General features: G+C 35.6%; 14 protein-coding genes and 2 tRNA genes. 6 read left to right on the top strand and 10 right to left on the bottom strand.

What is annotated here, in order from left to right:
* Positions 1-3 precede the first annotated feature (3 nt).
* The 5 genes from DBR39_RS08640 to DBR39_RS08620 form a co-directional block, all read right to left on the bottom strand.
* Positions 4-75, bottom strand: a tRNA-Glu gene (locus DBR39_RS08640).
* A gap of 10 nt (positions 76-85) precedes the next feature.
* Positions 86-340 (bottom strand): 30S ribosomal protein S20, encoded by a 255-nt coding sequence (rpsT, locus tag DBR39_RS08635; RefSeq protein WP_124532260.1) that lies wholly within the window; start codon positions 338-340, stop codon positions 86-88.
* A 66-nt stretch (positions 341-406) separates the two neighbouring features.
* Positions 407-727 carry a hypothetical protein gene (locus tag DBR39_RS08630; protein WP_109737771.1) on the bottom strand — a complete coding sequence of 107 codons (321 nt, stop codon included), beginning with the start codon at positions 725-727 and terminating at the stop codon, positions 407-409.
* A gap of 327 nt (positions 728-1054) precedes the next feature.
* Positions 1055-1126: transfer RNA gene (locus DBR39_RS08625), tRNA-Glu, on the bottom strand.
* A 59-nt stretch (positions 1127-1185) separates the two neighbouring features.
* Entirely contained in the window at positions 1186-2472 is a 1287-nt protein-coding gene (locus tag DBR39_RS08620) for an N-acetylmuramoyl-L-alanine amidase (RefSeq protein ID WP_124532258.1), read from the bottom strand.
* A 53-nt stretch (positions 2473-2525) separates the two neighbouring features.
* Between DBR39_RS08620 and DBR39_RS08615 the strand changes: the two genes are divergently transcribed.
* From DBR39_RS08615 to DBR39_RS08605, 3 genes are all read left to right on the top strand, one after another.
* Complete coding sequence (locus tag DBR39_RS08615) at positions 2526-5111, top strand: putative LPS assembly protein LptD (RefSeq protein ID WP_124532256.1); 2586 nt, start codon at positions 2526-2528, stop codon at positions 5109-5111.
* 143 nt (positions 5112-5254) lie between these two features.
* Positions 5255-5635, top strand: coding sequence for a RidA family protein (locus DBR39_RS08610; protein ID WP_034694591.1), 381 nt, complete (start codon positions 5255-5257; stop codon positions 5633-5635).
* Entirely contained in the window at positions 5635-6090 is a 456-nt protein-coding gene (locus DBR39_RS08605) for a hypothetical protein (protein WP_124532254.1), read from the top strand. The genes DBR39_RS08610 and DBR39_RS08605 overlap by 1 nt, the downstream gene beginning before the upstream one ends.
* Before the next feature lie 69 nt (positions 6091-6159).
* Here DBR39_RS08605 and DBR39_RS08600 read toward each other — a convergent pair whose 3' ends face one another.
* The gene (locus DBR39_RS08600) at positions 6160-7689 is read right to left on the bottom strand and encodes a trypsin-like peptidase domain-containing protein (RefSeq protein ID WP_124532252.1); all 1530 of its coding nucleotides are present in this window, start codon (positions 7687-7689) and stop codon (positions 6160-6162) included.
* 337 nt (positions 7690-8026) lie between these two features.
* Here DBR39_RS08600 and DBR39_RS08595 point away from each other — a divergent pair, with 337 nt between their 5' ends.
* A complete protein-coding gene (locus DBR39_RS08595) occupies positions 8027-9388 on the top strand; it encodes a rhodanese-related sulfurtransferase (RefSeq protein ID WP_124532250.1) in 1362 nt (453 codons plus the stop codon).
* A 71-nt stretch (positions 9389-9459) separates the two neighbouring features.
* Positions 9460-10035, top strand: a complete 576-nt coding sequence (locus tag DBR39_RS08590; RefSeq protein WP_124533176.1) for a 5-formyltetrahydrofolate cyclo-ligase — start codon at positions 9460-9462, stop codon at positions 10033-10035.
* Here DBR39_RS08590 and DBR39_RS08585 read toward each other — a convergent pair.
* Both DBR39_RS08585 and DBR39_RS08580 read right to left on the bottom strand, forming a co-directional pair.
* Positions 9984-10565, bottom strand: a complete 582-nt coding sequence (locus tag DBR39_RS08585; RefSeq protein ID WP_124532248.1) for a hypothetical protein — start codon at positions 10563-10565, stop codon at positions 9984-9986. The two genes, DBR39_RS08590 and DBR39_RS08585, sit on opposite strands and share 52 nt — an antisense overlap.
* Positions 10549-11730 carry a hypothetical protein gene (locus tag DBR39_RS08580; RefSeq protein ID WP_124532246.1) on the bottom strand — a complete coding sequence of 394 codons (1182 nt, stop codon included), beginning with the start codon at positions 11728-11730 and terminating at the stop codon, positions 10549-10551. Before DBR39_RS08580 ends, DBR39_RS08585 begins: the two co-directional genes overlap by 17 nt.
* A 183-nt stretch (positions 11731-11913) precedes the next feature.
* Here DBR39_RS08580 and DBR39_RS08575 point away from each other — a divergent pair, with 183 nt between their 5' ends.
* Entirely contained in the window at positions 11914-12255 is a 342-nt protein-coding gene (locus DBR39_RS08575) for a hypothetical protein (RefSeq protein WP_103232469.1), read from the top strand.
* Positions 12256-12375: 120 nt separating this feature from the next.
* On the opposite strand, the gene DBR39_RS08570 is transcribed toward DBR39_RS08575, so the two are convergent.
* Positions 12376-13143: a TrmH family RNA methyltransferase gene (locus tag DBR39_RS08570; RefSeq protein ID WP_124532244.1), complete on the bottom strand. Its 768-nt coding sequence runs from the start codon at positions 13141-13143 to the stop codon at positions 12376-12378.
* Positions 13144-13163: 20 nt separating this feature from the next.
* The gene (locus tag DBR39_RS08565) at positions 13164-13955 is read right to left on the bottom strand and encodes a CPBP family intramembrane glutamic endopeptidase (RefSeq protein ID WP_124532242.1); all 792 of its coding nucleotides are present in this window, start codon (positions 13953-13955) and stop codon (positions 13164-13166) included.

Raw genomic sequence — 13955 nt, 5'->3', positions numbered from 1 at the left:
AAGTAGCCCGTAGGGGAATCGAACCCCTCTTACCAGAATGAAAATCTGAGGTCCTAACCGATAGACGAACGGGCCAGCTATACTTTTACGCTAATTTATTAACGTGCTTTGTTAATTTACTCTTCAAGTTAGCCGCTTTGTTTTTGTGGATAATATTTTTCTTAGCTAATTTATCCAGTAAAGCGATCACTTTTGGTAGTTGCTCTGTAGCAGCAGCTTTGTTTTCTTCACCTCTTAAGGCTTTCAATGCTGTTCTAGCAGTCTTGTGGTAATATCTGTTACGAAGTCTTTTAGTTTCGTTTTGTCTGATTCTTTTTAACGCTGATTTATGATTTGCCATATCGTTTAAATGTGAGTGCAAAACTATAAACTTTTTTTTAAACTACCAAATTTATTTTGAAAATTTTTAATTTTCTTCTGATAGGTATTTTCTAAGCTTATTTATTGCTTGTTCTATTTTTAAATTTTCTTGTTCTTTCTCTATTTTTTTGATCGTATTTCCTAGCATGATCAGTGCATTATTCCATTCTCCAGTGGTATTGGTGAAAGTAAGTCCGTCAATTGTTACTTCAAAAGCAATCCTTTCTCCAGTCCTGTAAAGTCTGAAACTGATTTTATCATCTTTGCCTGTAATCCCGCCTTCATTGATTTGTAAATCATAACTTTTTGGGTTAGAGTGGATTTTCTTAAAAAGCAATTTTGCTTCTTGTATTTTTAAATCCGGCATGATATAAAATTTGGTAGCCTGTAGAAAACTACAGACAATGATTTATCAATATTTTTTTTCATCAGTGTGACCATATTTGTGTGACCAATTATGGCTGAAATTTTTGCAAATATAATACTTTTGTAATATATAAAGTAAATAGAAGGGTATTTTCATCATCCATAATAGTAATTCTCAGATTGTCAGTATGCTATAAATGCATACATTTAATTGTTCTATCAGATTGCCCCAAAACAATCCTGTTTAAAATGATTTTAAACGGGGAAAATAGAAGAAAATAGCCAATAAAAAAACCTTTAACTGATGCAGTTAAAGGTTTGTAATTTGTAGCCTATAGGGGAATCGAACCCCTGTTGCAAGAATGAAAATCTTGAGTCCTGACCACTAGACGAATAGGCCAAATTTTGAGGTTGCAAAAATAACAATTAACTTTTTAACCTCAAAATTTCTTTTTAAAATTATTTATAAACTTTTTGTATCACGGTGTTTTTTACACCTTTAGCCTCAAGATCTTTTTGAAGTTTTGCTGCATCTTCAAGGGTGTATACTTTTCCATAGGTGTAATAAAAGACTCCATTATCTTTCTCCCTTTCTACATCTTTCAAGTTCTGAAGGATATAAGAATTACCATTCAATTTATCACCGGCATAGACTTCTATCGTATAATATCCCATGCTGATCCTTTGGTTTGGCATGAATCCTACCGCAAAAGAGTTTCTGAAACCTGCATCTTTAGCTGTTTTAAGATTGATGTCTTTTACAGAAGCCATATTGGTTACAGCATAGTAATACTTGTATTGGCCATTTTCTTTAAGGGTAAGAATGTAATTCAGACCCTTCAGGGCAGGGTCATTTTCGTTGTATTTTGTAGGAGAGCTCATCAATAGAATTCTGAAATCATTTTTCAAAGGTGCTTCAGCTGGTTTCTCAGGCTCAGGTTTTTTAACGGTAAGAGAACCTCCTGATTTTCTATCAATAGCTTTCTTATAATCTATAATCGCATTGTAGATACTTTCTGCAATCTCAGTCTGTCCTTTGTCTGAAGCAATATAATGACTTTCTTCAGGATGGTTGATAAAACCTGTTTCAATAAGTACAGATGGCATGGCATTCATACGGAGAACGTGAAGGTTCTTCTGGAAAACTCCTCTTGAAGACCTTTTGTCTTTGTTCACAAAATTATCTTCTACTAATCCTCCCAAAAGAAGACTTGATTCCAGATATTTACTCTGCTGAAGTTTTAAGGCAATTAATGACTCTGGAGAATCAGCATTATAAGATCCGAATGTCTGCTTATCTTTTTCATCCAGGAAGATCACGTCATTTTCTCTTTTGGCAACCTCAAGGTTCTCATTGTTCTGGTTAGGTCCCTGTACATAGGTTTCCGTACCATAGGCTGTAGGTCTTTGAGAAGAATTACAGTGAATGGATATAAAAAGATCCGCTTTACTTCTGTTAGCCAGATTGGTTCTGTCGGATAGAGAAGGGTACTCGTCGATTTTACGGGTGTATATTACTTTGAAGTCTCTGTTTTTTTCTAACATGGCTCCTACTTTTAATGTAATAGCAAGTGTAATATCTTTTTCTGCGACTCTTCCGATGTCGGAATAGGACCTGTTAGCCCCATGATCACTTCCTCCGTGTCCCGCATCCAGAACGATAGTAAACTTCTTCTGAGAGAAAATAAAGTTGCTGGTAAGGAGAAGGAGAAATGATAAAATTATTTTAAAATTTTGTTTGTGCATCTTACAGTTATAAAAATTATATTAATTTTGGGCCTTAATCATATATAATAAAATTGGCCAAAACCGTCCTCAAAAATATATTACAAATTTTAATTATCCTAATTTTTAACAATTTTTTAGCACAGAAAACTCCTGAAAAATTGCCTAAAAATGCGGTTAATGATACTATTTCCAAAAAGGATACCATAGTTGTAAAAAAAGAATCTCTTGATGATATTCTTCGTACAAAAGCTGACGATCAGAGGAGAGACATCCCTAAAAAGATGACTTTCCTGAACAAAAATGCGCAGGTAAAGTACCAGGATATGCAGATTGATGCAGATTATATTTCTATTGATGATAATAAAAGTCTGATCTACGCGAGAGGAAAACAAGACTCTTTAGGAAAAATCATCGAGCCTGTAATTACCACACAGGCTGGGAAGAAATACGAAACCAACGAATTCAGCTATAATACAAAAACCAAACAAGCCATCGCTTTCAATGCAAGAACAGAAGAAAGTGAAGGGGTGATTATCGCTCAGAAGACCAAAAAATATAACGATTCCGTATTCGCGATGAGAAAAGCGGATTATACCACGGATGATTATTTCATTAAGAAAAAAGATACCGCTGCGGATTATTTTATGAGAGCTTATAATATTAAGCTGATAAAAACCAAAAATAAATCGCAGATCGTTACAGGTCCTATTCAAATGTTTATAGAACAGGTTCCGACTCCTCTTTATCTTCCGTTTGCTATTTTGCCGTTTTCAGATAAAAGGGCAGCAGGGATCCTGATCCCAAGTTTCGGGGAAAGAGAAGATGTAGGGTTTTTCCTTAACGGAATAGGGTATTACCAGCCGATTGGGGAGCATTTTGATCTTAAAGTACTGGCTGATATTTATACAAAAGGAAGCTGGAATATACGTCCTCAGATAAATTATCAGAAAAAATACCGATACTCCGGAAACTTTACAGCAGATGTGGGTACGATGGTGAGAGGAATCAAAGGTTTGGATGATTATACCAAAAACAGTACCTATAGAATCAACTGGACGCACTCTCAGGATTCTAAAGCGAATCCGTTTCTTACCTTCAGTGCTTCCGTAGATATTGTGAGTACAAAGTTTTATAACAATCCGCTTAACAACAACTATATTTTCAACCAGAATGTATTGAATACCCAGCAGAACTCTACGGTAACTCTTACCAAAAGATTTCTGAAACTTCCGGCAACGATTACAGGAACAGCTTCTTATTCTCAAAACTTTGCAACAGGACTGGCGGATCTTCGTCTTCCACAGATGAACGTAGCCATCAACCAGTTTTATCTGTTCAAATCAAGAACGGGTATAAGAACGGGACTTCTTGAAAATATTACGGTGAATACAGGTTTCAACCTTACCAATTTTGTAAATACCCAGGAGAATGAGTTGTTTAAAAAAGAAATGTGGGAGAAAATGCAGACGGGGCTTAAAAATAACATCGCACTGGCAACCAATACAACTTTAGCAAAGTATTTCACGTTCAGTTTAAGTGCCAATATCGATAATGCTTTGACCACGAAAACGCTTAACAGATATTATGATCCAATAAAGAATGTAACTGTTGACGAGATCAATAAAAACCTTACCGGATATTCTACTTTCTCTACTTCAGCCAGTCTTCAGACGACGCTTTATGGAATGTTGAAATTCAAAAAAGGATCTGCAGTGGAAGCGGTGAGACATATGATGACTCCAAGTATTGGTTTCACGTATGCACCGGATTTCTCAAGTCCTAACTTCGGATATTATAAAAACTATTACAATGCAACCGGAGCTTTGACTCCTTATTCTATTTTCGAAAAAGGAATTATCGGAAGCCCTTCAAGCGGAATGGTAGGAGCTTTAGGTTTCAATATCGGTAACAATATCGAGATGAAAGTAAAGTCTAAGAGCGATTCTACAGGAGTGAAAAAAATCAAGATCTTTGAATCTTTAAACCTTGCTGGAAGCTACAACTTTGCTGCTAAAGATCACCCTTGGTCTGTATTTTCAATCAACGGACAATCTTCTTTCTTCAATAATAAACTTACTGTAAATACCAGTCTTTCACTGGAGCCGTATAGGATAGATTATTCTTCGGGGCAGGATACAGGAATAAGAACAGAACAGTTCGGGCATTTCAGTGTACAGGGATTCAATGTTCAGTTATCTTATCCTTTGAGCAGCGAAATTTTTGGAGAGAAGACCGATTATGCTAAAAAATATTCTTCAAAAGGAGAGGTCCGAAATGAAAATTATTATTTTGATGATGATCATTACGCTCATTTTGATCAGGCATGGACTTTAAATATCAGTGCGAACTATGCTTACTCAAAAGGGTTGAGCAGGTTTGCCAATAAAATTGCATCCATTGGGTTGGATGGTAGTATCAAGCTGACTCCTTACTGGAATATCAACGGAAGTACACATTATGACATGGTGACTAAGGAATTGGCGTATACAAGGATTGGTTTTTCAAGAGATCAGCGAAGTTTTACGATCAATTTTAACTGGGTTCCTTTCGGTCAGTACAAAGTATATGACTTCTTTATTGGTATAAAAGCCAATATCTTAAGTGATGCATTGAAGTACAAAGACAGAAGCTTTACCCAGCCGAATGCACCTTTCTAATATCAGATTGGCATTTGCAAATATAAATTTTATATTTGCAACCAAAATAAATTCTAATGAAATCACTGTTGGCAAAATTCTCATACCAACGAATACAGCAGATGGTGATTGTATATGACCTTAGAAAAAAATAAATATCCGCTATGAAACAAATAATCAACACAGTTAATGCACCTGCAGCTATCGGGCCTTATTCACAAGCTAATATGGCAAACGGAGTTTTATATATCTCCGGACAGATCCCTGTAGATCCTGCAACTGGTAAATTGGTAGAAGGAATTGAAAAAGAAACGCACCAGGTAATGAAAAACCTTGAAGCTATTCTTACGGAAGCCGGAATGACTTTCAAAAACGTTGTAAAAGCGACGATCTTCCTTAAGAGTATGGATGATTTTGCTGTAATGAATGATATCTATGCATCTTATTTAGATTCTGAAAGCTATCCTGCACGTGAAACAGTACAGGTTTCTTGTCTGCCTAAAAATGTGGATATCGAAATTTCTATGATTGCACATCAGGATTAATGAATTTTTTTAGAAATACAATTGCGGTTTTGTTGGGCCTTGGTATAGCAGGGCTTATTATTACTCTTGGAATAAGAGCTTTTCCGCAATGGGTTACTTTTGACGCTTTTGCTCCGTTTGAGCATTGGCAGAGGTTTCTTTTCAGTATGAAAGATGATAAGGCATTTTTCGGTTTCCTGTTGTTTATTTCCGGATTGGGAACTACCATTGGTGGGGTGGCAACAGCTATTATCGTTAAATATGCTAAAGTAGCCTATGCTATTCTGATCGGCTTTATTATGCTCTTTATTGCGATGTTGGATGTCATTATATTTCCGTATCATCCTACATTTTATAAGATCTCTATTTTCCTTACATTCTTTCCGTTTTCCTGGATCGGGGGTAAAATTGTAGAAATTATTTACGAGCGGAACAAGAAGAAAAGAATCGCTGAAAAAATGAATAAACCTAAATAAAATAATAAAAAAAACGCTGCAGATCTGCAGCGTTTTTTGTTGATATGTAAAACTAACTTTGTTTTTTGATTAAGGCATTTTAAATCCTTTTGTGTAGATTCTTCCGTAGTCATCCACAAACTTCACCTGTACATTTCCTTGGTATCTATCCAGGATCTTTTCTACATCTTTCTGTGAATTTACGGGTTTACCATTGACTTCAATGATGATATAGTTGTCTACGATTCCGATTTTGGCCATTTCACTGCCCTCAGATACGCTTTTAGCAACTACACCACTGTTCAGTCCGTATTCTGTTTTGAAACGCTCTGTAAGAGGGTCAAATTCAGCTCCGATTTTTTCAGTTACCGTAAGGTCTGCTTTCGTCTTCGTGGAAGTTCCTCCTTTCTGATCCCTAAGCGTAACGCTGGTTGTATTTACTTTACCATCTCTGGTATACGTTAGCTGTACTTTATCACCTGGACGTTTGCTTCCGATAGACATAGACAGATCAGCAAAATCTGTGATGTCATAGCTGTCTATTTTAGTAATGATATCTCCTTTTTTCAGACCTGCATCTTCAGCACCACTTTTCTCACCAAATCCTGTAACATATACTCCGGATCCTATTTTAAGATTAGTCTTGAACTGTTTATTATAGGAATTTACCAATTGATCATTCGAAAGATCTAAAGATTGCACCCCTAAGAATCCTCTCTGTACAATTCCGAATTTTTTGATATCCTCAATAATTTTTCTCGCTAAGTTAGAAGGAATTGCGAATCCATATCCCTGATAATATCCTGTTGTAGATTGAATTGCAGAGTTGATTCCGATCAATTCTCCATTGGTGTTGACAAGAGCTCCTCCAGAGTTACCCGGGTTGATTGCTGCATCTGTTTGGATAAAGCTTTCAATAGGGTTCGTTGCTTTCCCCTGACCTCCAAGAATACCAATACCTCTTCCTTTAGCAGAAACGATACCTGCTGTTACAGTAGAATTTAATCCAAGTGGATTTCCTACGGCAAGCACCCATTGTCCTACATCGATATTATCCGAATTCGCAAAATTCAAATAAGGAAGCCCTTTTTCTTCAATCTTTAATAGAGAAATGTCTGTATTAGGGTCTGTTCCTACCAAAGTAGCGATGTATGATTTCTTATTGCTCAATACAACTTCCAGCTTATTAGCACCCGCAACCACGTGGTTGTTGGAAATAATGTAACCGTCTGGAGAGATGATGACCCCAGAACCCATTCCGGATGGCATATTGTCAGGAGCCTGCTGTGGCTTCTGTCTCTGCTGTCCTTTTCCTCCGAAAGGATCTCCGAAGAAAAAGTCGAACAGATCCTGTTCTGAAGCTCTGCTTGCGGTCCTGCTTTGGTAATTTTTAATAGTAACTACAGCCGGAACGGTTGTTTTAGCTGCTTTTACAAAATCATCGCCTACTGCTCCCGTGTTCATTCCTGCAAATGAGGTATTCGGTGCTGATGTTGTGAAATAAGATTGATCTCCATTGTTGGAGGTGTGTCCAAAATATTGTAAGGCTCCAACGGTAGTAGCTCCGGAGATTACTCCTACTACTGCAAATGGTAATAGTTTTTTTAAAGTACTCTTCATTGTATATCTTTCTGGTTTATTAATTAATTTCTTTTTTATGTTTTTGAGTAAACAAATTTACTGTTAAATAAGTAAGCAATTAGCATGCTATGTTTCAACTTTAACTAAAATTTAACTGCTATTATGTCATTTTATGTCTTATGTCATAATTGTTAATGTCAGAGTTAACATAACTTAAAAAAAGCTTAAAGAAAAATAGGTCAGACTTACTGATATAAAGTACAGCTTTCTTTTATAATCTCCTTTCCTGATAGTTCGTGATTTGTGTCATAGACAGACTTAATTCAAAAATTATTATCTTTGCAAAAATTTTATTCTCACTTAAAACGTTTATAGCATGCAACTGTATAACACCTTAAGCGCAGAAGAAAGAGCTCAACTTATTGATGAAGCCGGTAAAGACCGTCTTACTTTGTCTTTCTATGCGTATGCCAAAATTGAAGATCCCAAAAAATTTCGCGATGAATTATTTATAGCCTGGAACGTACTGGATGCGCTTGGCCGTATTTATGTTGCTCATGAAGGAATTAATGCTCAGATGAGTGTTCCTGCGGATCAGTTTGAGGCATTTCGTAATACACTGGAAGCTTACGACTTCATGAAAGGAATCCGCTTGAATGTAGCGGTAGATCAAGACAATTATTCTTTTTTAAAATTAACGATAAAGGTTAGAAATAAAATTGTTGCTGACGGATTGAATGACGAAACTTTTGATGTTACCAATAAAGGAATACATTTAAAAGCACAGGAATTCAATAATTTACTGGATGATCCGAATACCATTGTGGTCGATTTCAGAAATCACTACGAAAGTGAAGTAGGACACTTTGAAGGAGCTATTACTCCGGATGTGGAGAATTTCAGAGAAAGTTTACCGATTATCAACGAACAATTACAGGACTTTAAAGAAGATAAAAACCTGTTGATGTATTGTACGGGCGGAATTCGTTGTGAAAAAGCCAGTGCTTACTTCAAACATAAGGGCTTTAAAAATGTTTACCAATTGGAAGGCGGAATTATTGAATATACACGCCAGATAAAAGAAGAAGGAATAGAGAGCAAGTTTATCGGTAAAAACTTTGTATTTGACCACCGTTTAGGAGAGCGAATTACTGACGATATTATTTCACAATGCCACCAGTGTGGGAAACCTTGTGATAACCATACCAACTGTGCGAATGATGCCTGTCATCTTTTATTTATCCAGTGTGATGAATGTAAGGCTGCAATGGAGAACTGTTGTTCTACAGAATGTCTGGAAACAATACATTTGCCTTTGGTAGAGCAGGTAGCATTAAGAAAAGGACTGCAGGTTGGAAATAAAGTGTTCAGAAAAGGAAAATCCGATGCACTGAAATTCAAAAATTCGGGAGAGTTATCAGACAAACCTTTAGCAAAAGCTGAAACGAAAAATATCCGTCAAAAGATTGCGGTTAAAAAAGAATTGATTGGTAGAGCAGAACATTATTTCTCAAAATCAAAAATTGCACAGTTTTTAATTGAAAATAAAGATTTGTCAGTAGGTGATAAAGTATTAATTTCAGGTCCTACAACAGGAGAACAGGAAATTACAATTACTGAAATCTACGCCAATGGAGGTCCTTGTGAAACCGCAAAAATAGGAGATCAGGTTACTTTCGAACTTCCATTCAGAGTTCGTTTATCTGATAAACTGTACAGAATTTTGCAAAACGCATAATTCATCATAGTGATCAAGCTTCAAAAAGCTTGTCCGGTAAGAATTATTTCAGTTACAATAACTTAATAATGATGCTAAAAGCCGAGCTTAGAAAAAAATATATGCAAAAAAGAAAAGCCTTGTCTACAGATGAGGCTTTCTTGTTATCTGAAAAGATTTTTGAGAATTTCATTCAATATTTCAAGCCTAAAGAATCGGAGAAAGTACATGTTTTTATCCCGATTGCGGCTAGAAAAGAAATTGATACCCAAATCTTCATTCAATATTTTATAGCGAATAATATACGTGTTTACGTTCCTAAAATTGTAGGTGACCAGTTGATTAATATCGAAATTTTTGAAGATACTGCTTTTGAAACCAACAGCTGGGGGATCTCAGAACCTGTTTCCAATGAGGATTCCGGTAAAACGGATTTCGACTATGTCATTACCCCCTTGTTGTATTGTGATAGAAAAGGAAATCGGGTAGGGTATGGGAAAGGCTTTTATGACGGATTGTTCCAAAGTATATCGGTAAATACAAAAAAAATCGGAGTCAATTACTTTGACCCCGATGAATATGTGGATGATGTCTGGGAAAATGATATTCCCTTAGACTATTTGGTGACTCCTACAGAAGTGCTGTCTTTCTTAAGCGGTTTGGAATAAAAATCTAAAAAGTAGAATTTAAATTCTTTTTTAAGCTTTGAAGTAGACAACAGAATATATTGTGCATTCTTTTCAAAGCTTCCTAAAGACCTGTTTTTATTGTCAAAATATTCCACATTGAACTTAGCGTAATCCAGTGTATCTTTTTTATAAAACTCTTTATAAACATTCAGATTGCTCACCTTTGCTGTTTTTGCTTTCATACTGTCCAGTTCTTTTAACAGTTTTTTAAAGGTCAAAGAATCGGGTTTGTGGAAATAGCTTTCCATCTGTGAGTAAATAACAGTATCTATTTCTGTATTTCTGTTTCCGGTAAGATACAGAGTAGAAAGATCAAGCAGTTCCTGAACTTTCTGTTTTGTGATGGAATTGATCGCTTGCATACTGTCCATCTGTACAGCAGGATAGCTTTTTTCGTTGTTGCTGTTTCGTAGTTTATCGAGGTCGCTTACCTCTGAGGTTTTATTATTACAGGCAATGAATAAAGTCAGAAGCACGGTGAAAATTAAAAAATTATTTATTCTTTTCATCTGTGGTAGCAATTTTAAATTTGATGGATACAATTTTCCCTTTCGTATCCTTTTTCATTTCTATTACATTCAGGTTTTTCAGTGAGGTCGTTGGAGTGGTTACCAGAGTGATATATTTCTGTTTGTCCAGTCTTTCTATTCCATAGGTATCATTGTCATATACCTGATAGATCACAGCATTGCTGCTGATAAGATTTTCCAATTGATTTCTTTTCTGCTTAATAAGCGCAAACTGTTCATCTGGATTTCCTCCTTTTATATCTTTTATAGAGAAATAATAGACCGCCATTTTATAATCATCCGGCTTTAGCTCTATTTTTTCTTCTTCAGGCGCATTTTCAAGGCTTCTGTTTACCTCCAGAGGTTCGTAGAAAGGTGCACTGATCCGCATTTTCAAATTCTTATCCTTGGTAGAATAATAAAAACAATCACCCGGTTTTATTTTATACATCAATGGAGATTCATTTTCTTTTACCACCATTATTTCTAAAGTGTTGATCACAGAAACTCCTCTGTCCTTATCAATGAAACAATATTTATAAGTTTTTGAAAAAAGAACATCTTTAAATCCTAACAGACCAGTAATGGTAATCAAGACGGAAGTAACCAGTGCCCAGGCATTCTTTTTAAAGAAATTTTTCTTGGATGGAATGAGTGAAATTTCAGTATTGTTTGTTGCTGTTGTGTTTTGTGTAACTTTTTGATTTTCAGTATTTGTTTTTTGTAAATCAGTGTTTTCAGCGGTGTTTGTTTCAATTTTTTTAGGTTGAATTTCGCTTTTTGGAAGTTCAGGAGCTGCTGCAACGATTTTTTCAAGTTCATCGATTTCTTCCTCCTCCAGAATCTCATTTTCCTGTAACAGTTCACCCGCAAAAAGATGCGTTTTTTTGAACTCATACCAAGAGTCATAACCCGCATAGATACTCAATAAATTGAGCATGTCTATCCTTGGTAATTTAGTGACTGGAGAATTTTTAAAATAGGTGTAAAATGACTTTTCACTGATGTTACCTTTCGCTTTTTTGCGCAGGTCTTCCTGAAAATATATTATATCTATACCCTTCCACTTGGAAATATCATCCTGTGAAGGGGTATACTCTTTTAAGTATTGACCCTGAACATCCCTTTTTAGCTGTTCAAAGTGTAAAAGATCTAAATCTGTCAATTTTTCAAAAAATAATTAAATTGTTGATTATCAGTTGTTTTTATTTGTAAAACTATTTTACAAAGGTATTACAATTATTTTTCATAAACAAACTTTCCAACTGCTCTACCTTTGTCTTGTTCAAATAACAGAACAGAATAAAATTTTATAAAACAATATTAACAAAATTAAATTTAATTTATTATGAAAAAGTCATTATTCGTAGCTGCTATCGCTGCAATCTCTCTAGTTGCTTGTAAAAAAACTGAAGCTACTTCTACTGAAGGAGCAACTGATTCTGCTGCTGCTAACGTAGCTGATTCTGCTGCTGTAGTTTCTGATTCTGCTGCTAAAGTTGTTGATTCTGCTGCAACTACTGCTGTAGAAGCTACTAAAGATGCTGCTGCTGCTACTACTGCTGCTGGTGCTGAAGTTGCTAAAGATGCTGCTAAAGGAGCTGGAGAAGCTGCTAAAGGTGCTGCTGATGCTGCTAAAGGTGCTGCAACTGCTGCTAAAGATGCTGCAAAAGACGCTGCTAAGAAATAATTCTAAGCAAACGCTTAACAATAAAAGAACCGTTTCACCCAGTGAAACGGTTTTTTTATGCTTAGTCATTGCGAGCCGAAGGCGAAGCAATCTCATTGAGTTACTTAACGAAGGGATTATTTATCCTTTCTTCTGTTTTAAAGATTCATAGCAGGTAATGGCCACAGCATTACTCAGATTTAGAGAATCAATACTTCCAGCCATAGGAATTAATGTGTTTTTTCCTTTTCCAATCCAGAAATCACTGAGCCCGGAATGCTCTGTACCGAATAATACAGCAGAACGCTGTTTGAAATCTCTCTTATAAAGATCTTCAGCGCTTTCATCCATAAGCGTAGTATAGATATTGAAACTATTCTTTTGCAAAAACGCTAAGGTTTCTTCATTTTCAGCCTGATATACTTCCATCCCGAAAAGACAACCTACACTGGATCTGATCACATTGGGGTTGTAGAAATCGGTTTTTCCGTCAGCAACAATCAGTGCATCTACACCAAATGCTTCACAGCTTCTTAAAATAGCACCAAGGTTTCCCGGTTTTTCTACTCCTTCAACAATAATTACGGTAGAATTTTCTTTAGGTACAAATGAAGAAAGAGGGGTGTCTTTCGCAGTATAAATTCCGATAATCCCTTCTGAGCTTCCTCTGTAAGCTATTTTTTCGTATACTTTTTCACTTACATAATGAATTTTCCCTCCGGGAAGATTTCCTTTAAAGATATTTTCACAGATAAAGAACTCCAGCGGTTCAAAATTATACTGCATCGCCCTTTCATTCTCCTGCTGGCCCTCTACTACAAAAACATTTGATTTCTTACGAAACCTGTTGTCAGTAAGGAGCTTAGTGACATTTTTTATTTTATCGTTTTGAAAACTTTCTATCAACATTCCGCAAAATTATGCAAAATTTATGATTGAAGTTCTCTGGTTTTGATAAAAAGACTTTTCCTTGTTATTTCAAATGAGATTTTATTTTTTCTTTTGAAATAGATAACAACTGCTATTATGACGATAATGGAGAGTAGTTTATAGAGATTTCCATAGAGGTTTCCTGAAACATTTTCCGATACATTGAAGATTTCCCAGTACAGATTCATAAAAAAATGAAGGAATATTGCTGTCCATAAGTTGTATTCCGATTCAAAATATACCCAGGCAAAGAATAATGATCCCAAAAATGTAATAACAAATATCTCGGCAAGTTCTGTTATATCATGACTTTGGTATACATGTACCTGTGCAAACAGTAAAGAACCCAATAAAGCAGAAGATAGAAAACCGAGCCTGGTAAACCGATATAGTGTCCCAATAAGAAAAGCTCTGAAGATGACTTCTTCAAAATAGGCTGAAGAAAACGTATTTATAAACAAATATTCAAAGTTGATAGTACTGATAAGTTTAAAATGAATCAGATATCCAATAAGCATGGGAAGGGTTCCGATAAGAGCGAGGAAAAATCCTTTGATTATAGACTTGTTTAATGAAAATACCTCGGGAATATTTCTTTTGGGCAACAAGAGTTTTGAAGTGATCACTAATGGAATTAGAGTCACAGAATAAGCAACAATATGCGCTATAGCTTTGCTCTGAAAGAGATTTTTTGAGAAGGTCTGGATACTTTTGAAACACAAAAGATCAAAAAAGTAATAGGTCGTAAAGCCCAGAATGAAAATTGAAGAGAAGCGGATGTTTTTACTCAT

It is taken from the genome of Chryseobacterium sp. KBW03 (genome assembly GCF_003852415.1).
GTDB lineage: Bacteria > Bacteroidota > Bacteroidia > Flavobacteriales > Weeksellaceae > Chryseobacterium > Chryseobacterium viscerum.
The sequence above is the reverse complement of the archived record's forward strand: the minus strand, read 5'-3'. Positions and strand labels throughout refer to the sequence as shown.